The following is a 23139-nucleotide window of genomic DNA, read 5'->3' on the forward strand; positions in this document are numbered from 1 at the left end:
TTTGGGGCCGCAACGCGGCCCCCTAGGGCACTCAAGCCTTGATGAATGCCTGATGCATCTCGGCCAAGGTCGCAAAGTGGTAGGCCGGCTCTTCTGCCATCAGTTCTTCCCGGCTACCAAACCCATACCCCACCGCCACCGCCTGTAAGCCATTGCTGCGCGCGCCAATCAGGTCATGTTTGCGGTCGCCGATCATCAGGGTCTGCGCCGGGTCCAGTCCTTCTTCATCCAGCAGATGGCGAATCAGCTCGACCTTGTTGGTACGCGTGCCGTCCAGTTCACTGCCGTAGATCACCTTGAAGTGTTGGTCGAAAGCGAAATGCCGGGCGATTTCGCGGGCGAATTCCCACGGTTTGGAAGTGGCGATATACAGCGTGCGGCCCTGCCCGTTAAGGGCTTCAAGCAACTCAGGCACACCTTGGAACACCAGGTTCTCGTAAAGGCCGGTGACGCGGAAACGCTCCCGGTAGAAGTTGACCGCGTCCCAAGCCTTTGCTTCGTCGAAGCTGTAGAACTGCATGAAGGCCTGCAGCAGGGGTGGGCCGATGAAGTGCTCGAGGCGGGTCAGGTCCGGCTCGTCGATGCCCAGCTTGGCCAGGGCATACTGGATCGAGCGGGTGATGCCCAGGCGTGGGTCGGTCAGGGTGCCGTCGAGGTCGAAGAGGATGTTTTGCTGTTGCATGTTCGTCTCGTTAGTCGGGTTTATTCCGGTTGGTCGTAGCCTTCGGCCAGGTGCTGGTCCTTGAGCTTCACGTAGTTGCCGGCGCTGTAGGAGAAGAACGCGCGCTCTTTGTCGTTGAGCAACCTGGCCTGTTTCACCGGGCTGCCCATGTACAGGTAACCACTGACCAGGCGTTTGCCCGGCGGTACCAGGCTGCCTGCACCGATGATCACTTCGTCTTCAATGATGGCGCCATCCATGATGGTGCTGCCCATGCCGACCAGGATGCGATTGCCCAGGGTGCAGCCATGCAGCATCACCTTATGGCCAATGGTCACCTCGTCACCGATGATCAGCGGGAAGCCGTCCGGGTTGAACGGGCCGGCGTGGGTGATGTGCAGCACGCTGGCGTCCTGCACGCTGGTGCGCGCACCGATGCGGATGCGGTGCATGTCGCCGCGCACCACGGTCATGGGCCAGATCGAGCTGTCTTCACCAATCTCCACGTCGCCCAGCACCACCGCCGAACGGTCGACGAAGGCACGGAGTCCCACTTTCGGAGTGTGTTGCTGGAAGCTTCGGATGGCCATGATAGCGTCTCTCATCTGTGCCGATAGGCAGGCTGCCTGCTGCGGTCGGCGTCGATTGTAATTAAGATGGGGCAGTGTTTCTTCTGCCAAGGTATCCAAACCGTGACTGCGAACAACCCGCTTTTGCAATCCCACGATCTGCCGCCCTTCTCGCAAATCCGTGCCGAACACGTGTTGCCGGCGATCGAAGCGATCCTGGCCGACAACCGTAAAGCCATTGCCGAGATCCTCGAAAAGCAGGGCAAGGCCCCTACCTGGGCTGGCCTGGTGCTGGCGATAGACGAACTGAACGACCGCCTGGGCGCTGCCTGGAGCCCGGTCAGCCACCTCAACGCAGTGTGCAACAGCGCAGAGCTGCGCGAGGCTTACGAGTCGTGCCTGCCAGCGCTGAGCGCCTACTCTACCGAACTGGGCCAGAACCGTGCGCTGTTCGACGCCTACCAGGCGTTGATCAACAGCCCTGAAGCCGCCGGTTTCGACGTGGCGCAAAAAACTATCCTCGAGCATGCGCTGCGTGACTTCCGCCTGTCGGGTATCGACCTGCCGGCGGACAAGCAGCAGCGCTATGCCGAAGTGCAAAGCAAGCTCAGCGAGCTGGGCAGCCGCTTCTCCAACCAGCTGCTCGACGCTACCCAGGCCTGGACCAAGCACGTTACCGACGAAGCCGCGCTGGCCGGCCTGACCGACTCGGCCAAGGCGCAGATGGCCGCTGCGGCCCAGGCCAAGGGCCTTGAAGGCTGGCTGATTACCCTGGAATTCCCCAGCTACTACGCCGTGATGACCTACGCCAGCGACCGCGCCCTGCGCGAAGAGGTGTACGCCGCCTACTGCACCCGCGCCTCGGACCAGGGCCCGAATGCCGGCCAGTTCGACAACGGCCCGGTCATGCAGCAAATCCTTGACCTGCGCCAGGAGCTGGCCGAACTGCTGGGCTACAAGAACTACGCCGAGCTGAGCCTGGCCACCAAAATGGCTGAGTCCAGCGACCAGGTGCTGAGCTTCCTGCGTGACCTGGCCAAGCGTTCCAAGCCTTTTGCAGCCCAGGACCTGGAGCAGCTCAAGGCCTACGCCGCTGAGCAAGGCTGCCCTGAACTGGCCAGCTGGGACGCCGGCTACTTTGGCGAGAAGCTGCGCGAGCAGCGCTACAGCGTGTCGCAGGAAGCCCTGCGTGCCTATTTCCCGATCGATAAGGTGCTGGGTGGCCTGTTCAGCATTGTGCAGCGCCTGTACGGCATCGAAATCGCCGAACTCAAGGGCTTCGACAGCTGGCACCCGGACGTACGCCTGTTCGAGATCAAGGAAAACGGCCAGCATGTCGGCCGCTTCTTCTTCGACCTTTACGCCCGCGCCAACAAGCGCGGCGGGGCCTGGATGGATGGCGCCCGCGACCGTCGTCGTACTGCCGGTGGCGAACTGCAGAGCCCGGTGGCCAACCTGGTGTGCAACTTCACTCCGGCCGCACCCGGCAAGCCGGCACTGCTGACCCATGATGAAGTCACCACCCTGTTCCACGAATTCGGCCACGGCCTGCACCACCTGCTGACCCGCATCGAGCATGCCGGTGTTTCGGGTATCAACGGCGTGGCCTGGGACGCGGTCGAGCTGCCGAGCCAGTTCATGGAAAACTGGTGCTGGGAGCCAGAAGGCCTGGCACTGATCTCCGGCCATTACGAAACCGGCGCGGCCTTGCCTCAGGACCTGCTGGACAAAATGCTGGCGGCGAAGAACTTCCAGTCGGGCATGATGATGGTGCGCCAGCTTGAATTCTCGCTGTTCGACTTCGAGCTACACGCCAGCCATGGCGACGGCCGCAGCGTGCTGCAGGTGCTCGAAGGCGTGCGCGACGAGGTGTCGGTCATGCGCCCACCGGCGTACAACCGCTTCCCCAATAGCTTCGCGCACATCTTTGCTGGCGGTTATGCGGCGGGCTACTACAGCTACAAGTGGGCTGAAGTGCTGTCGGCTGACGCCTTCTCGCGCTTCGAGGAAGAAGGTGTGCTGAATGCCGAGACCGGCCGCGCCTTCCGCGAGGCTATCCTGGCCCGTGGCGGTTCGCGCGAGCCGATGGTGCTGTTTGTCGACTTCCGTGGCCGTGAGCCTTCCATTGATGCGCTGCTGCGGCACAGCGGCCTTACCGAAGGCGCTGCGGCGTGAGCGAGGTAGCTGTGAACAAGACCAAGAAGCGCTTCATTGCCGGGGCGGTATGCCCCGCATGCAGCGAGCCTGACAAGCTGATGATGTGGAGCGAAGACGACGTACCGCACCGCGAGTGCGTCGCCTGCGGGTTCACCGACACCCTCAACGAGCAGGGCTTGTCGGTGCCCAAGGAGCTCGGTACCCGGGTTAACCACCTGGCACCCAAGGCGGCGCCGGCCAAAGTACAGACGGTGCAGTTCTTCCCTAATCCGAAGCTGAAGAAACCGACAGAGTAAGCACTGGCTGTCGGATCAGAGGCGCTGGTGGATTCATGGTAGTCGCGATACTGTATGTAAATACAGTATAGGGGTTAGCCATGAATCCTCCAGCACCATTAAAGGGCCGTGGCACGGCGCACAATCCGCATAACCGCTTTGCCCCCAACCATTCGGTGGTCGAGGACGACGGCTGGTATCAGGAAGTGCCGCAGACCCAAGGCACCGAAGTGCGCAGCGAGACAGCGAAATCGGTCATCACCCGCAATACATCGCCCGACCTGCCCTTTGACCGCTCCATCAACCCTTACCGCGGCTGCGAGCATGGCTGCATCTACTGCTATGCCCGGCCTTCCCATGCCTATTGGGACCTCTCCCCCGGCCTGGACTTCGAAACCAAGCTGATCGCCAAGACCAATGCCGCCGAGATACTCGCGCAGCAGTTGAGCAAACCGGGCTACGTGTGCGCGCCGATCAACCTGGGCTCCAATACCGACCCGTACCAGCCGATCGAGCGGGACCAGTTGCTGACACGGCGCCTGCTCGAAGTGTTGCTGCGTTTTCGTCACCCGGTGACCATCGTGACCAAGGGCTCGCTGGTGTTGCGTGACCTCGACCTGCTGGCCGAAATGGCCCGGCAACGACTGGCGCGAGTGATGATCAGCCTGACGACGCTGGACGACGACCTCAAGCGGGTGTTGGAACCGCGGGCGGCGTCACCCAATGCCCGGTTGAGGGCCATCCGCGTGCTACGCGAGGCGGGTGTGCCAGTGGGGGTGCTGTGTTCGCCGATGATTCCGATGATCAACGACAGTGAGCTGGAGCGCTTGCTGGAGGCTGCCAAGGAAGCTGGCGCACAGAGCGCGGCCTACATGATGCTGCGCCTGCCACTGGAAGTGGCGCCGCTGTTCGAGCAGTGGCTGCAGGACCATTATCCGCAACGGGCGGCCCATGTGTTGAGCCTGATCCGCCAGAGCCGGGGCGGCGAGCTGTATGACAGCCGGTTTGGTGCGCGCATGCGCGGGGAAGGGGTATTTGCCGAGTTGTTGGCTCAGCGCTTTGCCAAAGCCATGAAGCGGCTGGATTTTGAAGGGCGCGAGGCACAGACGCTGGATTGCTCTGCCTTCTGCCCGCCCGGTGGGCAGATGGCCCTATTTTGATCTTTGAACAGATCACGGTTTTTGTGGGAGCGGGCGTGCCCGCGAACACTGGCGCAGCCGGTGCCATATACCGAGTTGCCCTTTTCGCGGGCATGCCCGCTCCCACAGGTACCTTGGAGGTCTCAGGTTCCCAAATGGGGCCTATTGCCAGCCCTCAATACAACTAATCCGAGTTAATAATTGCGCTAATACATATTGGCAGTTGATGTTTTTTTGCTATTATCCAGCTCCCGCCTTTTACATCTGGAACACCCGTTCTAGAGCCTCCGAATTAAGTTTCAGTTAAGTTTTCCCCGCTAGCGTAGGCAGTCAGTCCACACCGACTGTGATCTATGGCCCGTGCGTGTCATCTAAAACCCTGCATAGCCATAATCTTTCCCCGGTAAAATGGATTTACCACCACACCGTCAAGAGGATGAATCATGCCCGTCAAGGACCCATCCAAGGTCGTTCCGGATGTACCCGCCGAGGGCGCCGATGCCGCCCTGAAGCACATCGTCGACGGCTTCCTGCGCTTTCACCATGACGTCTTCCCCGAGCAGCAAGAGCTGTTCAAGAAGCTCGCTACTGCGCAAACGCCGCGTGCCATGTTCATCACCTGCGCCGACTCGCGCATCGTCCCCGAGTTGATCACCCAGAGCTCGCCCGGCGACCTGTTCGTAACCCGTAACGTGGGTAACGTGGTACCGCCCTACGGCCAGATGAACGGCGGCGTTTCCAGCGCCATCGAATACGCCGTGCTTGCGCTGAAAGTGCACCACATCATCGTCTGTGGCCACTCCGACTGTGGCGCCATGCGTGCGGTACTCAACCCGCAATCGCTGACCAAGATGCCGACTGTTTCTGCCTGGCTGCGCCATGCCGAAGTGGCGCGTACCGTGGTCGAGAACAACTGCTCGTGCGGTACCGAACACGAAACCATGCAGGTGCTGACCAAGGAAAACGTGATCGCCCAGTTGCATCACCTGCGCACCCACCCTTCGGTTGCCTCGCGCCTTGCAGCCGGTGAGCTGTTCATTCATGGCTGGGTTTACGACATCGAAACCAGCAAGATCGAAGCCTACGACGCCATCAGCGACAGCTTCCTGCCCCTGGCTGCTGGCGAGCCGGTCCCCTGCGCTACTCCGAGAGGCCGCTACTAAGCGACCCATCCACCGCTAGAACCTTGATAGCCGGCTGCACCCTGCTGGGGTGTGGCGCGGCCTTCGGCTGCCTTGAATTCCCTGACTGCCCTGCCGGCAAGCCCGCTGGCGGCCCGCGCTTGCGCGCTAGTCAGGGGCAAACGTGCCCACGGTCAGAGGAATGACCGTGTGACAAAGAAAGGAGAAACACGGTGAACATTACACAGTTGAAAGCGGCCCTGCCGCGTGAGTTGCTGGCGTCGGTGGTGGTCTTTCTGGTGGCCCTGCCATTGTGCATGGGTATCGCGATTGCATCGGGCATGCCGCCGGCCAAGGGCCTGATTACCGGCATTATCGGCGGCGTTGTGGTGGGTTTCCTCGCCGGTTCGCCATTGCAGGTCAGTGGCCCGGCCGCCGGCTTGGCGGTACTGGTGTTCGAGCTGGTGCGCCAGCATGGCGTGGCCATGCTCGGGCCGATCTTGTTGCTGGCGGGGCTGCTGCAGTTGCTGGCTGGGCGCCTGCGTCTGGGTTGCTGGTTTCGCGTCACTGCGCCAGCGGTGGTATATGGCATGTTGGCGGGCATCGGCGTGCTGATCGTGTTGTCGCAGATACATGTGATGTTCGATACAGCGCCGCAGCCTTCGGGGCTGCAGAACCTGCTGGAATTCCCGTCCACCGTGGCCGCAGCCCTGCCACAGGAACGCTCAGGCTCCGGCTGGATGGCGGGTGCGCTTGGCCTGGGTACCATCGCTATCATGTGGGGCTGGGAGCGCCTGCGGCCCCAGCGGCTGCGCTTCGTCCCTGGGGCCCTGTTGGGTGTTGCAGCCATGACCGTCATCAGTATGTGGCTGGCCTTGCCGGTAAACCGTGTGCAGGTGCCGGCAGACCTGTCCGAGGCCATCGACTGGATCCGCCCGGGTGACCTGATGCAACTGGCCGACCCTACCCTGCTGGTTGCCGCCTTTGCCTTGGCCTTCATCGCCAGCGCCGAAACCTTGCTGTCGGCTGCGGCGGTGGACCGGATGCACAGCGGCCAGCGTTCGGACTTCGACCGTGAGCTGTCGGCCCAAGGTATCGGCAACATGCTCTGTGGCGTGCTCGGAGCGCTGCCGATGACGGGCGTGATCGTGCGCAGTTCGGCCAATGTGCAGGCGGGCGCGCAGACACGGGCATCGGCAATCTTCCACGGGCTGTGGCTGTTGGCCTTCGTGGTGGTGTTGAGCAGCGTGCTGCAGCAGATTCCGGTGGCGAGCCTGGCGGGTGTGCTGGTGTTTACCGGGGTGAAGTTGGTTGATTTCAAGGCGTTTCGTGGCCTGGGCCGTTATGGCCGCATGCCGATGTTCACCTATGCGGCGACAGCCCTGGCGATCATCTTCACCGACCTGCTGACCGGCGTGCTGCTGGGCTTTGCCCTGACCCTGCTGAAGCTGGCGTTCAAGGCGGCGCGGCTGAAGATCAACCTGGTGAGCCTGGAGAAGGCCGGGCACATGGAACTGCGCCTCAGTGGCGCGGCGACGTTCCTCAAGGTGCCGGCGCTGACCCAGGTGCTGGATACGGTACCGGCGGGCACTACGCTGCATGTGCCGTTGGGCAACCTGAGCTATATCGATCACTCGTGCCTTGAGTTGCTGGAGGACTGGAGCCGCAGCAATTCGGCCAATGGGTCACGGTTGCTGATAGAGCAGCGGCGCCTGAAGCGGCGGATCGAGGGGCGGTTGCGCACTACGGCGGGGGTTGGGGCCTGAAAACTTCTATCGCCTGAACTGGCCTCTTCGCGGGTGAACCCGCTGCCACAGGGACCGCGCAGACACTCAATGCTGTGCAGTACCTGTGGCAGCGGGCGAGCCCGCGAAGAGGCCGGTACCGGAATATCAGGCTGGTTGACCCAGCTCCACACCCAGCTGGCGCGACAGGCAAGGCCAGCGCTTCCACGCCTCGCCGGTTGCCGGGCTGCTCAGCTTCTCGCGGTACGCCTCCACCGACTCCACCGCAAAGCTTTCGTCATTGAGCATTTCGTCAACCGAGTGGTGCACCACTTCATCCAGCTGGTTGGCAAAGCTTTCGCCAATCAACTGGTGGGCAATCAGGTTGGCGACAGTGGTGTCGACCGGGATCAATGGCTGCTGGAAGTGGCGGATGTACAAGTCATTCACCTCTTCCACCAGGCGGTGCGCCAGGTAGGCCTCATCCAGCAAGCAGTCCAGGCCGACATGCCCTTGCATCACGCTGGGCGGCTGCAGGAAGTAGGCTTCGGCAATTTTCAGTACGGGTTTGATCTGCGATTCGATCCCGGCTTCGCGGGCGACCGCGTGGGCGGCCTCCAGCAGTTCCGGAACCTGATCGATGTAGGCGCTGACGAAGCGCGCCAAAGTACCCTGGGCGTCCTGCTCAGGCAGTTGGATCGAGGGATGCAGGTGGGGCAGTTGCAGCTCGAGACGCTCTTTCAATTGGCCGGTCTGGCCTTCATGTTGATGGGCTTGGCTTACCTGCTCGCGTACAGCAGCGATGTTCATGACAACTCCAGGGACATTACGTTTCAAACGGAAGACACTAAATTAGCTCGGTATACAGAATACCTAAGACGTATTTGTTATAAGTCGCGCAAACGTGTGCGCTATCAGGCATATAGCCGTGCCATTATTACGCCATTCCCCATCAAGCACGCGGCTTTCAGGCCATTCAGCCATTTCGTGAAGTTCATTTCACACGCTTCATTGCGTGCCATTGGTCGCTGTCTATACTCCCGTTGAACGTGATTCGTTGATGAGGCCCGACTGCTTTTAGCAGGGGCTCGGTCGTCGAAGCCAGGCAGTCTTGACCGCCGTTCCCTCTTGCCGCAGGCCACGCCTCCGGGACAACAAGAATTAGAAGGGGAACCCGCAATGATGCGACATCCACATGTCTGGATGGGCCTCCTGTTGTGGTCGGTTTTTGGTCAGGCCAATGCCGCCTGGACCGTGAACATGCACCCGGGGGCGACGGAAGTTTCCAACGCCGTCTTCGACTTGCACATGACCATCTTCTGGATCTGCGTGATCATTGGCATCGTGGTGTTTGGCGCGATGTTCTGGTCGATGGTCGTCCACCGCCGCTCCACTGGCCAGCAGGCTGCGCATTTCCACGAGCACACTTGGGTGGAAATCCTCTGGACCGTGGTGCCCTTCCTGATTCTGGTGGTGATGGCCATTCCGGCCACCAAGACCCTGATCGACATCTACGACGCCAGCGAGTCGGACATCGACATCCAGGTCACCGGCTACCAGTGGAAGTGGCACTACAAATACCTGGGTCAGGACGTGGAGTTCTTCAGCAACCTCGCCACCCCTGCCGATCAGATTCACAACAAGGCCCCCAAGGACGAGCATTACCTGCTTGAAGTCGACCAGCCGCTGGTGCTGCCGGTGGGTGCCAAGGTGCGCTTCCTGGTGACCGCCGCGGATGTCATCCACTCCTGGTGGGTGCCGGCTTTTGCGGTCAAGCGTGACGCCATCCCCGGCTTCGTCAACGAAGCCTGGACCCGTATCGAGAAGCCCGGCATCTACCGTGGCCAGTGCACCGAGTTGTGCGGCAAGGACCACGGCTTCATGCCGGTGGTGGTCGAGGTCAAGTCCAAGGCCGACTACGACACCTGGCTGGGCGAGCGCAAGGCTGAAGCCGCCAAGCTCAAGGAGCTGACCAGCAAGGAATGGACCCTGGAAGAGCTGGTGGCGCGTGGCGACAAGGTCTACCACACCACCTGCGTGGCCTGTCACCAGGCCGAAGGCCAGGGCCTGCCGCCGATGTTCCCGGCGCTCAAGGGCTCGAAGATTGCCACCGGGCCGAAGGAAGGCCACCTGAGCATTGTCTTCCACGGCAAGCCCGGCACGGCCATGGCCGCCTTTGGCAAGCAACTGTCGGAAGTCGACATCGCTGCTGTGGTCACCTACGAGCGCAATGCCTGGGGTAACAACAAAGGCGACATGGTCACGCCGAAGGACGTGCTGGCGCTGAAGCAGGCAGAAGCCAAGTGAACCGGGTTACTCGCGGCAACCAATGGGTTGCAGGAGACAGGACATGAGTGCAGTGATCGACGACCAAGCCCACGGCCATGACCATGCGCACGGCCCGGCCAAGGGCCTGATGCGCTGGGTGCTGACCACCAACCATAAAGACATCGGCACGATGTACCTGTGGTTCAGCTTCATCATGTTCCTGCTGGGTGGCTCGTTCGCCATGGTCATCCGGGCCGAACTGTTCCAGCCAGGCTTGCAGATCGTGGAGCCGGCGTTCTTCAACCAGATGACCACCATGCATGGCCTGATCATGGTGTTCGGTGCAGTGATGCCGGCTTTCGTCGGCCTGGCCAACTGGATGATCCCGTTGATGATCGGGGCGCCCGACATGGCCTTGCCGCGGATGAACAACTTCAGCTTCTGGCTGCTGCCGGCGGCGTTCCTGCTGCTGGTTTCGACCCTGTTCAGCCCGGGTGGCGGGCCGAACTTCGGCTGGACCTTCTACGCCCCGCTGTCCACCACCTATGCACCCGCCAGCGTCACCTTCTTCATTTTTGCCATCCACCTGATGGGCATCAGCTCGATCATGGGCGCGATCAACGTGATTGCCACCATCCTCAATCTGCGTGCGCCAGGCATGACCCTGATGAAGATGCCGCTGTTTGTCTGGACCTGGCTGATCACGGCCTTTCTGTTGATTGCGGTGATGCCGGTGCTGGCCGGCGTGGTGACCATGATGCTGATGGACATTCACTTCGGCACCAGTTTCTTCAGCGCGGCCGGTGGCGGTGACCCGGTGCTGTTCCAGCACGTGTTCTGGTTCTTCGGCCACCCCGAGGTGTACATCATGATCCTGCCGGCGTTCGGCGCGGTCAGCTCGATCATCCCGGCGTTCTCGCGCAAGCCGCTGTTCGGCTACACCTCGATGGTGTACGCCACCGGCGCAATTGCCTTTCTGTCGTTCATCGTCTGGGCCCACCACATGTTCGTGGTCGGCATCCCGGTAGTGGGCGAGCTGTTCTTCATGTACGCCACCATGCTGATTGCCGTGCCCACAGGGGTGAAGGTGTTCAACTGGGTCAGCACCATGTGGGAAGGCTCGCTCACCTTCGAGACGCCGATGCTGTTCGCCATCGCCTTCGTCATCCTGTTCACCATCGGCGGTTTCTCCGGGCTGATGCTGGCGATCGCCCCGGCGGACTTCCAGTACCACGACACCTACTTCGTGGTGGCGCACTTCCACTACGTGCTGGTACCCGGGGCGATTTTTGGCATCTTTGCCTCGGCTTACTACTGGCTACCGAAATGGACCGGCCACATGTACGACGAAACCCTCGGCAAGTTGCACTTCTGGCTGTCGTTCATCGGCATGAACATGGCCTTCTTCCCGATGCACTTCGTAGGGCTGGCCGGCATGCCGCGTCGCATCCCCGACTACAACCTGCAGTTCGCCGACTTCAATATGGTGTCGTCGATCGGTGCCTTCATGTTCGGCGCCACGCAAATCTTCTTCCTGTTCATTGTCATCAAGTGCATTCGCGGTGGCGCGCCGGCACCGGCCAAACCCTGGGATGGCGCCGAGGGCCTGGAGTGGTCGATCCCCTCCCCTGCGCCTTACCACACCTTCCAGACCCCACCGGAAGTGAAATAGGAAACCTGTCATGAACGGCCTGTCGCTGAAACGCCTGGTAACGCGCCTGTTGATGCTGACGGTGGTGATGTTCGCCTTCGGCTTCGCCCTGGTGCCGATCTACGACGTGATGTGCAAGGCCTTTGGCATCAACGGCAAGACCGGTGGGCAATACGAGGGCAGCCAGGTTAGCGACCCGTCGCGTTCGGTGCGCGTGCAGTTCATGTCGACCAATGCCAGCGACATGGTCTGGGATTTCTATTCCACTGCCGACCAGCTGGAGGTCAACCCGGGTGCGGTGAACCAGATGATATTCGTTGCGCACAACCCGACCGACCGGCCGATGAGTGCGCAAGCCATACCCAGCATCACCCCGGCCGAGGCCGCGGCGTACTTCCACAAGACCGAGTGCTTCTGTTTTACCCAGCAGGTGCTGCAGCCCGGCGAACGCATAGAGATGCCGGTGCGCTTCATCGTCGACCGCGACCTGCCGGCCAGCGTGAAGCACCTGACACTGGCCTACACCTTGTTCGACATCACCGCTCGCCACCCGCCGGTCGCGCATGTTGCGGCCCAGGACGTCCAGGGCGCCCGTTAAGGGAAGGAGAACAGCAATGGCAAGTCATCAGCACTACTACGTTCCGGCGCAGAGCAAGTGGCCCATCATCGCCACCATCGGCATGTTCATCACGGTGTTTGGCCTGGGCACCTGGTTCAACGACATGAAGGCCGGCCACCCGGAATCGCATGGCCCGCTGATTTTCTTCGTGGGCGCTTTGTTCCTGGCCTACATGCTGTTCGGCTGGTTTGGGGCGGTGGTCAAGGAGAGCCGCGCCGGGTTGTACAGCCCGCAGCTGGACCGCTCGTTCCGCTGGGGGATGAGCTGGTTCATCTTCTCTGAAGTCATGTTCTTCCTGGCCTTCTTCGGTGCGCTGTTCTACGTGCGCGTGCTTGCCGGGCCGTGGCTGGGAGGTGAAGGCGCCAAAGGGGTTGCACACATGCTGTGGCCGACTTTCGAGTTCACCTGGCCGCTGCTGCACACGCCGGATCCGAAACTGTTCCCGCCGCCCAAAGAAGTAATCGACCCGTGGCACCTGCCACTGATCAACACGATCTTGCTGGTCAGTTCCAGTGTGACCATCACCATCGCCCACCACGCCCTGCGCCGTGACCACCGTGGTCCGCTGAAATTCTGGATGGCCCTGACCATCCTGCTGGGGCTCAGCTTCATTGCATTGCAAGCCTTCGAGTATCACGAAGCCTATACCAAGCTGGGGCTGACGCTGGGGTCGGGGATCTATGGCGCGACGTTCTTCATGCTCACCGGGTTCCACGGTGCCCACGTGACCTTGGGCACGATCATCCTGATTGTGATGTTCGTGCGCATCTTGCGCGGGCATTTCAACCCCGAGAAACACTTCGGCTTCGAGGCAGCCAGCTGGTATTGGCACTTCGTCGACGTGGTGTGGGTGGGGTTGTTCATTTTTGTGTATGTGCTGTAGGGCCAATCGCCGGCAAAACGAGTGCAGTTTCAGAAGGGGGCGTGTGAAACCAGCTGACCGCTGAGCAAACCCCAGGCGACCAGGGCAATTGTCAGGGCCGCCAGGGTCACCCGCACGGTCAGAGCCTTCAGCAGACGCGTCGAGTTTTCATCGTCCTTGACCAGAAACACCAGGCCACTGAACAGGCTGGCAATCGTGGCCAACAGCATCAGGACAATCGCGGCCTTGAGCATGGCGCTACTCCGGGGGGATGCGGTGATGTGGATAAGTATAGCGAGGCGCCCGTGAGGCGGTTTCGCCCAGGCTGGATTCCGACCCTGGTGGTGCTTGCACTGCTGCCAGGGCTGATCGCGCTTGGCTGCTGGCAACTCGGCCGGGCCGAGGAAAAGCGCGTGCTGCTGGCCACTTATGCCGAACGGCGGGTCGAAGCGCCGATCGCCACGGCCCAGCTCGCATCAAACGACGACAACGCCTTCCGCCGCGTGCACCTGTACGGCCGCTTCGATGCCGAGCACAGCGTGCTGCTGGACAACCGCATGCGCGATGGCCAGGCCGGTGTCGAACTGCTGCAACCCTTCCATGACCAGGCCAGTGGCCAGTGGCTGCTGATCAACCGCGGCTGGCTGCCATGGCCAGACCGCCGCGTGCCGGTGCATTTCAATACCCCTCCACAGGCCTTGGCACTGGACGCTTCGGTGTATGTGTCGCCCGGCAGCACGTTCCAGCTGCATCCCGACCCTGAAGGCGGCCAATGGCCGCATCTGCTCACCGCCGTTGCTGCCGCGCAGCTATGGCCGCAGCTAGCCCGCGAAGGCTATGCCCATGAGTTGCGCCTGGAGCCCGGCCCGGCGGCCTATCGCCTGGACTGGCCGGTTGTCGCCATGGGCCCGGAAAAACACCTGGGCTACGCCGTGCAGTGGTTTGCCCTGGCGGGTGCACTGGTTCTGCTTTACCTCTATTTCGGCTGGCACCACAACAAGGAGAAACGCCATGGCCACCGCCACTCCACTGGACGTGCCTGAACGTAGCAAAACCAGAGCCCGCGGGCGTTTGCAGCTTTTGCTGATCCTGCTGGTAGTGCTCGGGCCGATGATTTTGGCCACCAGCATGTACAAGCTGAAGTTCTGGGTGCCGGAGGGCCGCAGCTACCACGGCGATATGATCGGCAACGGTGAGAGCCGTACTGATATCGGCGTGTCAGGCGAGGACGAGCGCTGGCAATTGCTGGTCAGCGCCCCCGAAGCCTGTGCCGAGGACTGCCAGCGCCTGGTGTACCTCGCCCGGCAGATCCAGGTGGGCCTGGGCCGCGACGCCAGCCGTGCCAGCCATGCACTGGCCACAGCCCAGCCGCTGAGCGCCGACTACCAGGCGCTGCTGGGCCGCGAGTACCCGCAGCTGCAACGCTACCCGCTGGATGCCCCGCGCTATTTGCAGAAGGTGGGCGAGCCTGGCCCGCAACTGTGGATCGTCGACCCCCACGGCAACCTGGTGCTGCGTTACGACGGCAAGGCCAACGGCAAGCATGTGCTGGATGACCTGCGCCACCTGCTCAAGCTGTCCAACATCGGCTAGGAGCCTGCCATGGCCAGACCTGGATTCCGCATCGCTGTGTTCGCCACCCTGCTGGCACTGCTGGTTGTCCTGCTCGGTGCCTATACCCGCCTGACCCATGCCGGCCTTGGCTGCCCTGACTGGCCGGGTTGCTATGGCTTCATCAGCGTACCCAAGAGCGAGGCCCAGCTCGCCCATGCCGAGCTGCACTTCCCCGATCACCCGGTGGAAGAGGCCAAGGGCTGGGCCGAGATGGTCCATCGGTATTTCGCAGGTACCTTGGCCATGGTGATTGCCCTGCTCGCCTTCCAGGCGCTGCGTCGGCATGCCCGCGATGGCCAACCGTATCGCCTGCCGGTGCTGCTGCTGGGTGTGGTGCTGGCCCAGGCAGCCTTCGGCATGTGGACGGTTACCCTGAAGCTGTGGCCGCAGGTGGTCACGGCGCATTTGCTGGGTGGCTTTACTACCTTGAGCTTGTTGTTCCTGTTGTCCCTGCGCCTGTCCCGTGCCTTTGCGCCTTTGCCGAAACTGCCGTTGAGCCTGCGGCGGATCGCTGCGCTGGCTTTGTTGGTGGTGATCGGCCAGATCGCTTTGGGGGGCTGGGTCAGTGCCAACTACGCAGCAGTCGCCTGCATCGACCTGCCTACCTGTCACGGCCAGTGGTGGCCGGCGGCGGACTTCAGCAATGGCTTCCACCTGACGCAGCACGTCGGCCCCAATTACCTGGGCGGGCAACTGGACAGTGATGCCCGCACGGCCATCCACATCAGCCACCGCCTGGGCGCGCTACTGGTGACTTGCGTGCTGCTGATGCTCAGCTGGAAGCTGCACCGCTGTGGCCTCCCCGGCCTGGCGCGGCTGGTAATGCTGGTGCTGGCCCTGCAAGTGGGCCTGGGTATCAGCAACGTGGTGTTTCACCTGCCGCTGGCGGTAGCTGTTGCGCACAATGCCGGCGGGGCGCTGTTGCTGCTGAGCATGGTGCTGGTGAACTACCGCATTCGAGTGGTCGACAAGGTTCGCGTGGGCGTCGGCCAAGGCTGGCGCCTGCGGCCGGTGGCCGGTGTGGGCATCTCCCATCACATGAGGAACGATTCGTGGCGACGCTTCTGAGCGCACGGCGGGCCAGTTGGCGCGATTACCTGGAGCTGACCAAGCCCAAGGTGGTGGTTCTGATGCTGATCACCTCGCTGGCAGGCATGTTCCTGGCCACACGGGCGGGTGTCGGCTGGAGCGTGCTGCTGTTCGGCAACCTGGGCATCGGCCTGTGCGCTGGCGCTGCGGCGGTGGTCAACCATGTGGTGGACCGGCGCATCGATGCGCTGATGGCCCGTACCCACAAGCGGCCGCTGGCCCAGGGCCGGGTCGAACCGCTACCGGCGTTGCTGTTCGCTCTGGCGCTGGCGCTGCTGGGCATGGCCCTGCTGCTGGTGTTCACCAACGCCCTCACTGCCTGGCTGACCCTGGCTTCGCTGCTGGGTTATGCGGTGCTCTACACCGGCTTTCTCAAACGGGCCACGCCACAGAACATCGTCATTGGCGGCCTGGCCGGCGCCGCCCCGCCGCTGCTCGGCTGGGTGGCGGTAAGCGGCCATGTCAGCGCTGAACCCTTGCTGCTGGTGCTGATCATCTTCGCCTGGACCCCGCCGCACTTCTGGGCGCTGGCCATTCACCGCAAGGAAGAATACGCCAAGGCCGATATCCCGATGCTGCCGGTGACCCACGGGGAGCGCTACACCAAGCTGCACATCCTGCTGTACACCCTGATACTGCTGGCGGTGAGCCTGCTGCCGTATGCCATCCACATGAGCGGTTTGCTGTACCTGGCCTGTGCCCTGGCGTTGGGCCTGCGCTTCCTGCAATGGGCCTGGGTGCTGTACCGTGGCAGCCGGCCGCACGCGGCGATCGGTACCTTCAAGTACTCTATTGGCTACCTGTTCGCGCTGTTCATCGCGTTGCTCCTCGACCACTACTTGTTGCTGAACCTATGACCCGAACCCAGAAAACCGTCTTCATCCTCGTCGCCCTGGTCGCGTTGATCCTGGGCCTTACCGTCAACAAGGTGCTCAATGGCCGCGACCAGGCCAACCCCGCCGAGCTGATCGATGCCGGCATCATCCTGCTGCCGCAGAGCCGCAGCGTGGCCGACGTGACCATGACCAACCAGGACGGCCAGCCCGTGCAGCTGGATGACCTGAAAGGCAAATGGTCGCTGTTGTTCTTCGGCTACACCTACTGCCCGGACATCTGCCCGACCACCCTGGCCCAGTTGCGCCAAGTGAAGAGCGAGCTGCCCAAGGAAGCCGTCGACCGGCTGCAGGTGGTGCTGGTGAGCGTGGACCCGAACCGCGATACGCCGAACCAGCTGAAGCAGTACCTGGGCTATTTCGACAAGGACTTTGTCGGGGTGGCGGGGTCGATCGAAGATACCCAGAAGCTGGCCAATGCCTTGAGCATTCCGTTCATCCCTGCCGATACCAGCAAGCCGGGGTACACCGTGGACCACAGCGGCAACCTGGCGGTTGTCGGGCCGGATGGGCGTCAGCGTGGGTTCATTCGGGCGCCCTTCAACAACCAGAAGCTGGTGGCGCAGTTGCCTGGGCTTGTGAAGCGGGATTGAGATTTCGGGCCTGCTGCGCAGGCCTTTCGCGGCACAAGGCCGCTCCCACATGGATCGGCGTACGCCTTACTTGGTGGGAGCGGCCTTGTGCCGCGAAAGGGCCGCAAAGCGGCCCCGGGGATGTTGGATCAGAACGCCGGAACCACAGCGCCCTTGTACTTCTCGATGATGAACTGCTTCACCTCTGGCGAGTGCAGCGCAGCCGCCAGTTTTTTCATGTCTTCCGAGTCCTTGTTGTCCGGGCGGGCAACCAGGATGTTCACGTAAGGCGAGTCGCTGCCTTCGATGGCCAGGGCGTCTTTTTCCGGGTTCAGCTTGGCTTCCAGCGCGTAGTTGGTGTTGATCAAGGCGGCATCGACTTGGGTCAGCACACGCGGGATGGTGGCGGCTTCCAGCTCACGGAACTTGATGCTTTTCGGGTTTTCGGCAACATCCTTCACGGTGGACAGGATGTTCTTGTTGTCCTTGAGCTTGATCACACCGGCCTTGTCCAGCAGCAGCAGGGCGCGGCCGCCGTTGGTGGCGTCGTTGGGGATGACCACGGTGGCGCCGGAAGACAGCTCGTCCAGCTTCTTGATCTTGGCCGAATACACCCCCAGCGGTTCGATGTGCACGCCGGCCACGCTGACCAGTTGGGTGCCCTTGGCCTTGTTGAACTCATCCAGGTACGGCTGGTGCTGGAAGAAGTTGGCGTCCAGGCGCTTTTCGGCAACCTGTACGTTCGGCTGGACGTAGTCGGTGAATTCCTTGACCTTCAGATCAACGCCTTCTTTGTCGAGTTGCGGTTTGACGAAGTTGAGGATTTCGGCATGCGGCACCGGGGTGGCGGCAACGGTCAGGGTATCGGCGTGGGCCGAGAAGGCCGCAACAGCGGCAGCAACAGCAAGCAGCTTCTTCATTGATCACTCCTTGTGAGGGCCGCGACGGCCCCCGAACGGGTCGGCCAGGCCGACCCCATTGGGGTTACTTACGGGAAAAATGCACGACCAGTTTGTCGCCCACGCTCTGCAGTACTTGAACCAGTACCAGCAGTAGTACCACGGTCACGACCATCACGTCGGTCTGGAAACGCTGGTAACCGAAGCGGATAGCCAGGTCGCCCAGGCCACCGGCACCCACCACACCGGCCATGGCGGTGTACGAAACGAGGGTGATGGCGGTGACGGTAATGGCCGCGAAGATACCCGGGCGGGCCTCCGGCAGCAGCGCGCTGGTGATGATCTGGCGGGTGGTAGCGCCCATCGACTGGGTAGCTTCGATGATGCCGCGGTCCACTTCACGCAGGGCGGTTTCCACCAGGCGCGCGAAGAACGGCGTTGCACCCACCACCAGCGGCGGGATGGCGCCGGCAACGCCCAGCGAGGTGCCGGTGATCAGCACGGTGAACGGGATCATCACGATCAGCAGGATGATGAACGGCAGCGAGCGCAGGATGTTGACCACCAGCGAAAGCAGCGCATATACGCCCTTCTGTTCGAACATTTGCTTCGGCCCGCAGAGGAACAGCAGCACACCCAGTGGCAGGCCCAGCAGCACGGTGAAGAACAGCGAGCCGAACAGCATGATCATGGTGTCGATGGTGGCCAGCCAGATTTCGGCCCAGTCGACGTTGGCAAAGAAATTCAGGGCGTCCATCAACGCAGTACCTCCATATGTACGTCAGCTGCCTTGAAGCGGGCGAACGCCGCTTCCATGTCACCGCCGATCAGGGCGAGGGTGAGCTGGCCATAGGGGACATCCTTGATGCGATCGATACGCCCGGCGAGGATGCTGTAGTCCACACCGGTTTCGCGGGCCACGGTGCCCAGCAGTGGGGCGTAGGTGGCGTCGCCCTGGAAGGTCAGGCGCACGATGCGGCCCGGCACGTGGGCAAAGTCGTCGCGTTGCTCGCCTTCGTCGACCTGCTCGTCTTCCTGGACGAAGCGCTTGGTGGTGGGGTGCTGCGGGTGCAGGAACACATCGGCCACCGAGCCTTGCTCGACGATCTGGCCGGCGTCCATCACGGCCACGCAGTCGCAGACACGGCGGATCACGTCCATCTCGTGGGTGATCAGCACGATGGTCAGCTTCAGCTCACGGTTGATTTCGGCCAGCAGTTGCAGGACCGAGGCCGTGGTTTGCGGGTCGAGGGCACTGGTGGCCTCGTCGCACAGCAGGATCTTCGGGTTGGTGGACAGAGCGCGGGCGATGCCGACACGCTGCTTTTGGCCGCCGGACAGCTGCGCCGGGTACTTTCTGGCGTGGTCCGACAGGCCCACGCGGGCCAGCAGCTCGGTAACGCGCTTGTCGATTTCGCTGCGCGACAGCTCGCCGGCCAGAGTGAGCGACAGGGCGACGTTGTCGGCGACGGTCTTGGAAGCCAGCAGGTTGAAGTGCTGGAAAATCATCCCGACCTGCTGGCGGAAGCCGCGCAGCTGGCTGGCGTTGAACGCGGTGACGTCTTCGCCGTCGACGATGATCTTGCCGCCGGAGGGTTCTTCCAGGCGGTTGATCAGGCGCAGCATGGTGCTTTTGCCGGCGCCGGAATGGCCGATCAGGCCGAACACCTGGCCATCTTCGATGGTCAGGCTGGTCGGATTCAGTGCGGGGATTTCCCTACCGGCAACGCGGTAGGTTTTATGTACCTGTTGGAACTCGATCACGTAGCGAACCTTGTGGGGCGCATTGAAATTTGGGTCAGCGGTTAGCTGGGGTCGCGCATTTTAGCCTTTTCCAATAGCTGTTCTTAGCATTTATTTCGTAATGCACCAATCCTTCGGGCATATCGCGACAACTGGTAATCCTGATTGAACGCTCGGCCACGCCCTCCAGTCACTACTTGGACAAGCCCTGAACGGGCAAGCCTTAAGACTGATGAGGAGAGCCGATCATGCCCAGCAAGAAAACGGACGCGCCCAAGCAGAGTGAAGCCGCCGGCACCCAGACCCCTGACCGGGCCAATACCAATGCCAAGCTGCAAAGCCTGGAGGCCGACCGCAGTGATGCGACCGGGCATGCGCTGCGCACCAACCAAGGCGTACGTATTGCGGACAATCAGAACACCCTGAAGGCGGGTGACCGCGGGCCTTCGCTGCTTGAAGACTTCATCATGCGCGAGAAGATCACCCACTTCGACCATGAGCGGATCCCCGAGCGCATCGTGCACGCACGCGGTACCGGTGCACACGGGTTCTTCCAGAGCTATGGCAATCACGCGGAACTGACCAAGGCCGGTTTCCTGCAGGATCCGGAAAAGATCACCCCGGTTTTTGTGCGCTTTTCCACGGTTCAGGGCCCACGTGGTTCTGGCGACACGGTGCGAGATGTGCGGGGCTTTGCAGTCAAGTTCTATACCGACGAGGGTAATTTCGACCTGGTTGGCAACAACATGCCGGTGTTTTTCATCCAGGATGCCATCAAGTTCCCCGATTTTGTTCACGCGGTTAAGCCGGAGCCACACAACGAAATACCTACCGGCGGCTCGGCGCATGACACTTTCTGGGATTTTGTCTCGCTGGTACCGGAATCGGCCCACATGGTCATGTGGGCCATGTCTGACCGCGCCATCCCGCGCAGCCTGCGCATGATGGAAGGCTTTGGCGTGCACACCTTCCGGCTGATCAATGCCGAGGGCGTGGCCAGCTTCGTCAAGTTTCACTGGAAGCCGAGCCAGGGCGTGCATTCGCTGCTGTGGGACGAAGCCCAGAAACTGGCGGGCAAGGATACAGACTTCCAGCGCCGTGACCTGTGGGAAGCCATTGAAACCGGTGACTACCCGGAATGGGAACTGGGCGTGCAGATTGTGCCTGAGGCTGACGAACACAAATTCGACTTCGACCTGCTGGACCCGACCAAGATCATTCCCGAAGAACTGGTACCGGTTACCCCGCTGGGCAAGATGGTCCTGAACCGCAACCCGGACAATTTCTTTGCCGAGGTCGAGCAGGTTGCCTTCTGCCCTGGCCATATCGTGCCGGGTATCGACTTCACCAATGACCCCTTGCTGCAGGGCCGGCTGTTCTCCTATACCGACACGCAACTGAGCCGGCTGGGTGGGCCGAATTTCCACCAGATCCCGATCAACCGCCCGGTGGCGCCCAACCACAACAACCAGCGTGACGCGTTGCACCAGCACATCGTGCACAGGGGCCGTGCCTCGTATGAGCCGAACTCCATCGACGGCGGCTGGCCGAAGGAAACGCCACCTGCGGCGCAGGATGGCGGCTTCGAGAGCTACCAGGAACGCGTTGATGCGCACAAGATTCGCCAGCGCAGCGAGTCGTTTGGCGACCACTTCTCGCAGGCGCGGTTGTTCTTCCAGAGCATGAGCCCGACAGAGCAACAGCACATCATCAAGGCCTACAGCTTCGAACTGGGCAAGGTGGAGCGCGAGGCCATTCGTTCCCGTGAGGTGAACGAAATTCTAGCCAACATCGACCTCAAGCTGGCCGCCGCCGTGGCCGCCAACCTGGGGTTGCCGGCACCCAAGGCGGGCACCGTTCAGGTGAAGGGCAGCAAACTGGCCGAGTCCCCCGCGCTGAGCCAGATGAACCACCCGGGGGTTGTGGGCATCAAGGGGCGCAAGATAGCCGTGCTGCTGGCCGATGGCGTGGATGCCGGCAGTGTCGACCGGCTGGTCAAGGCGCTTGAGGCGCATAGCGCACGCATCATGCTGCTTGGCCCAACCTCGGCACCGGTCAAGGCTGCTGACGGCAAGGCACTGCCAGTGGATGCGTCGATGGAGGGCATGCCTTCGATCATGTTCGACGGGGTATTGGTACCGGCCGGCAAGGCCGCGCTGGATGCGCTGGGGGCGAGTGGGTTGGCCAAGCACTTCCTGCTCGAGGCCTACAAGCACCTGAAGGCGATCGGCTTTGCCAAAGAAGGCAAGGTGCTGGTGGACGCACTGGGCCTCAAGGAAGACAAGGGGCTGTTGCTGGGCGATGACCAGAAGACGCTGGACGCTTTCGTCAAAGCGGTCGAGGGGCATAGGGTGTGGGAGCGTGAAGCTGCCGCGGAGGCTGTGCCGGCCTAAGGGCTGCTTCGACACCCCATCGCGACACAAGGCCGCCCCTACAGGGATAGCAGTTCCCTGTAGGGGCGGCCTTGTGTCGCGATGGGGAGCACAGCGCCCCCAGATTCTCAATGCTGGTGCGGAACCAGAACCACCTGCGCCGGCAGCGAGCGCTGGATTTCATGCTTCTGCTTCAGCTCGAACCCGCTGTCGATCTTGCGCACGCGTTTCTCCAGCAAGGTCTTCAGCCACGGCGCATCGTCGGTACGCGGCACCTGAAACACCACTTCGCAGTCATAGCTCACCACATCGGCGGCAATGTCATCGAGCTGGCGGCGCATGGCACGGCTGTCAGTGGTCTTCAAGGCCACCACCGTGCTTGGCGCCGTTGGGTCAATGAGGCGTGCCTGGGGCTTGGATTCGGCGGCTTTCAAGGCAGCCTCCGCTTTTTCCAGCTCGGCCTTGCGTGCCTGGGTCAGGGGGTCGCCCCCGGTCACGGCCGGGGCTTGTGGCATCAGAGCTCGGGCGCGGGCCAGGGCGGTAGCCGCTGCGTTCACATCGCCCTTTTGCAAGACGATCTGGCTGCGTTGCAGGTAGGCTTCGGCCAACTGACGCTGGTATTGCTCCAGGCGTGCGTCGTCGGGCGACTGAGCCTGCAGGGCTGCAAGCTGGTCTTCGGCGGTGGCCAGTTCGTTGCTGGCGATGTTTTGTTGCAACTGCTGCCAGGCATCGGCTTGGGCAGGTGCGGTGGCCTGTTCGACCGGCGCGCTGGAGCAGGCACCCAGGAACAGGGAAAACGCGGCAACAAGCAGATAACGGGAGGCGAACGGCTTCATTCCTGCGACTCTCTATTTGCGCAAAAAGCGAGCAAGTCTACACCCAGGTGCGCACGCTCGAAAACAGGTCTTACA

The 23139-nt window shown here is 62.1% G+C and carries 23 protein-coding genes; 15 read left to right on the forward strand and 8 right to left on the reverse strand.

Annotated elements, in window-relative coordinates; genetic code table 11:
* Positions 1–31: 31 nt before the first annotated feature.
* Both CKW35_RS15805 and CKW35_RS15810 read right to left on the reverse strand, forming a co-directional pair.
* Complete coding sequence (locus tag CKW35_RS15805; RefSeq protein ID WP_016484247.1) at positions 32–682, reverse strand: HAD family hydrolase; 651 nt, start codon at positions 680–682, stop codon at positions 32–34.
* 20 nt (positions 683–702) lie between these two features.
* Positions 703–1251 (reverse strand): gamma carbonic anhydrase family protein, encoded by a 549-nt coding sequence (locus tag CKW35_RS15810; protein WP_016484248.1) that lies wholly within the window; start codon positions 1249–1251, stop codon positions 703–705.
* 66 nt (positions 1252–1317) lie between these two features.
* On the opposite strand from CKW35_RS15810, the gene prlC reads away from it, so the two are divergent.
* From prlC to CKW35_RS15835, 5 genes are all read left to right on the forward strand, one after another.
* Complete coding sequence (gene prlC, locus CKW35_RS15815; RefSeq protein ID WP_060519840.1) at positions 1318–3405, forward strand: oligopeptidase A; 2088 nt, start codon at positions 1318–1320, stop codon at positions 3403–3405.
* Positions 3402–3683 (forward strand): YheV family putative zinc ribbon protein, encoded by a 282-nt coding sequence (locus tag CKW35_RS15820; RefSeq protein ID WP_016484250.1) that lies wholly within the window; start codon positions 3402–3404, stop codon positions 3681–3683. Before prlC ends, CKW35_RS15820 begins: the two co-directional genes overlap by 4 nt.
* Before the next feature lie 80 nt (positions 3684–3763).
* Positions 3764–4822 (forward strand): PA0069 family radical SAM protein, encoded by a 1059-nt coding sequence (locus tag CKW35_RS15825; protein ID WP_095116360.1) that lies wholly within the window; start codon positions 3764–3766, stop codon positions 4820–4822.
* Positions 4823–5244: 422 nt separating this feature from the next.
* The gene (locus tag CKW35_RS15830; RefSeq protein WP_016484252.1) at positions 5245–5964 is read left to right on the forward strand and encodes a carbonic anhydrase; all 720 of its coding nucleotides are present in this window, start codon (positions 5245–5247) and stop codon (positions 5962–5964) included.
* A gap of 191 nt (positions 5965–6155) precedes the next feature.
* Positions 6156–7688, forward strand: coding sequence for a SulP family inorganic anion transporter (locus CKW35_RS15835; RefSeq protein WP_016484253.1), 1533 nt, complete (start codon positions 6156–6158; stop codon positions 7686–7688).
* Positions 7689–7814: 126 nt separating this feature from the next.
* Here the strand turns inward: CKW35_RS15835 and CKW35_RS15840 are convergent, their stop codons facing one another.
* Positions 7815–8456 (reverse strand): hypothetical protein, encoded by a 642-nt coding sequence (locus tag CKW35_RS15840; protein WP_016484254.1) that lies wholly within the window; start codon positions 8454–8456, stop codon positions 7815–7817.
* 369 nt (positions 8457–8825) lie between these two features.
* On the opposite strand from CKW35_RS15840, the gene coxB reads away from it, so the two are divergent.
* The 4 genes from coxB to CKW35_RS15860 are packed head-to-tail and all read left to right on the forward strand — an operon-like array spanning position 8826 to position 13067.
* Positions 8826–9953, forward strand: a complete 1128-nt coding sequence (gene coxB / locus CKW35_RS15845; protein ID WP_016484255.1) for a cytochrome c oxidase subunit II — start codon at positions 8826–8828, stop codon at positions 9951–9953.
* 43 nt (positions 9954–9996) lie between these two features.
* On the forward strand, positions 9997–11586 hold the full coding sequence (gene ctaD, locus CKW35_RS15850; RefSeq protein WP_016484256.1) for a cytochrome c oxidase subunit I: 1590 nt from the start codon (positions 9997–9999) through the stop codon (positions 11584–11586).
* Positions 11587–11596: 10 nt separating this feature from the next.
* Complete coding sequence (locus CKW35_RS15855; RefSeq protein WP_016484257.1) at positions 11597–12163, forward strand: cytochrome c oxidase assembly protein; 567 nt, start codon at positions 11597–11599, stop codon at positions 12161–12163.
* Positions 12164–12179: 16 nt separating this feature from the next.
* Entirely contained in the window at positions 12180–13067 is an 888-nt protein-coding gene (locus CKW35_RS15860; RefSeq protein ID WP_016484258.1) for a cytochrome c oxidase subunit 3, read from the forward strand.
* 29 nt (positions 13068–13096) lie between these two features.
* On the opposite strand, the gene CKW35_RS15865 is transcribed toward CKW35_RS15860, so the two are convergent.
* A complete protein-coding gene (locus tag CKW35_RS15865; protein WP_016484259.1) occupies positions 13097–13300 on the reverse strand; it encodes a twin transmembrane helix small protein in 204 nt (67 codons plus the stop codon).
* 51 nt (positions 13301–13351) lie between these two features.
* On the opposite strand from CKW35_RS15865, the gene CKW35_RS15870 reads away from it, so the two are divergent.
* Genes CKW35_RS15870 through CKW35_RS15890 form a run of 5 tightly spaced genes read left to right on the forward strand, consistent with a single transcriptional unit; the run spans position 13352 to position 17235 of the window.
* Positions 13352–14089 (forward strand): SURF1 family protein, encoded by a 738-nt coding sequence (locus tag CKW35_RS15870; RefSeq protein ID WP_095116362.1) that lies wholly within the window; start codon positions 13352–13354, stop codon positions 14087–14089.
* Positions 14058–14639 (forward strand): hypothetical protein, encoded by a 582-nt coding sequence (locus CKW35_RS15875; RefSeq protein ID WP_095116364.1) that lies wholly within the window; start codon positions 14058–14060, stop codon positions 14637–14639. The genes CKW35_RS15870 and CKW35_RS15875 overlap by 32 nt, the downstream gene beginning before the upstream one ends.
* A 9-nt stretch (positions 14640–14648) precedes the next feature.
* Positions 14649–15728 (forward strand): heme A synthase, encoded by a 1080-nt coding sequence (locus tag CKW35_RS15880; protein WP_095116366.1) that lies wholly within the window; start codon positions 14649–14651, stop codon positions 15726–15728.
* Positions 15713–16606: a heme o synthase gene (cyoE, locus tag CKW35_RS15885; RefSeq protein WP_060519845.1), complete on the forward strand. Its 894-nt coding sequence runs from the start codon at positions 15713–15715 to the stop codon at positions 16604–16606. Before CKW35_RS15880 ends, cyoE begins: the two co-directional genes overlap by 16 nt.
* Positions 16603–17235, forward strand: coding sequence for an SCO family protein (locus CKW35_RS15890; RefSeq protein WP_016484264.1), 633 nt, complete (start codon positions 16603–16605; stop codon positions 17233–17235). Before cyoE ends, CKW35_RS15890 begins: the two co-directional genes overlap by 4 nt.
* 128 nt (positions 17236–17363) lie before the next feature.
* Here the strand turns inward: CKW35_RS15890 and CKW35_RS15895 are convergent, their stop codons facing one another.
* From CKW35_RS15895 to CKW35_RS15905, 3 genes are all read right to left on the reverse strand, one after another.
* Complete coding sequence (locus tag CKW35_RS15895) at positions 17364–18134, reverse strand: MetQ/NlpA family ABC transporter substrate-binding protein (RefSeq protein WP_016484265.1); 771 nt, start codon at positions 18132–18134, stop codon at positions 17364–17366.
* Positions 18135–18198: 64 nt separating this feature from the next.
* A complete protein-coding gene (locus CKW35_RS15900) occupies positions 18199–18870 on the reverse strand; it encodes a methionine ABC transporter permease (protein ID WP_012269918.1) in 672 nt (223 codons plus the stop codon).
* On the reverse strand, positions 18870–19877 hold the full coding sequence (locus CKW35_RS15905) for a methionine ABC transporter ATP-binding protein (RefSeq protein ID WP_095116368.1): 1008 nt from the start codon (positions 19875–19877) through the stop codon (positions 18870–18872). Before CKW35_RS15905 ends, CKW35_RS15900 begins: the two co-directional genes overlap by 1 nt.
* Positions 19878–20104: 227 nt before the next feature.
* Here CKW35_RS15905 and katE point away from each other — a divergent pair, with 227 nt between their 5' ends.
* Positions 20105–22249: a catalase HPII gene (gene katE / locus CKW35_RS15910; RefSeq protein WP_023047103.1), complete on the forward strand. Its 2145-nt coding sequence runs from the start codon at positions 20105–20107 to the stop codon at positions 22247–22249.
* 107 nt (positions 22250–22356) lie between these two features.
* Here the strand turns inward: katE and CKW35_RS15915 are convergent, their stop codons facing one another.
* Positions 22357–23064 carry a PA5502 family lipoprotein gene (locus CKW35_RS15915; protein WP_016484268.1) on the reverse strand — a complete coding sequence of 236 codons (708 nt, stop codon included), beginning with the start codon at positions 23062–23064 and terminating at the stop codon, positions 22357–22359.
* Positions 23065–23139: the final 75 nt, after the last annotated feature.

Source organism: Pseudomonas sp. Irchel 3F3, from assembly GCF_900187545.1.
In the GTDB taxonomy this organism is placed as follows: domain Bacteria; phylum Pseudomonadota; class Gammaproteobacteria; order Pseudomonadales; family Pseudomonadaceae; genus Aquipseudomonas; species Aquipseudomonas fortuita.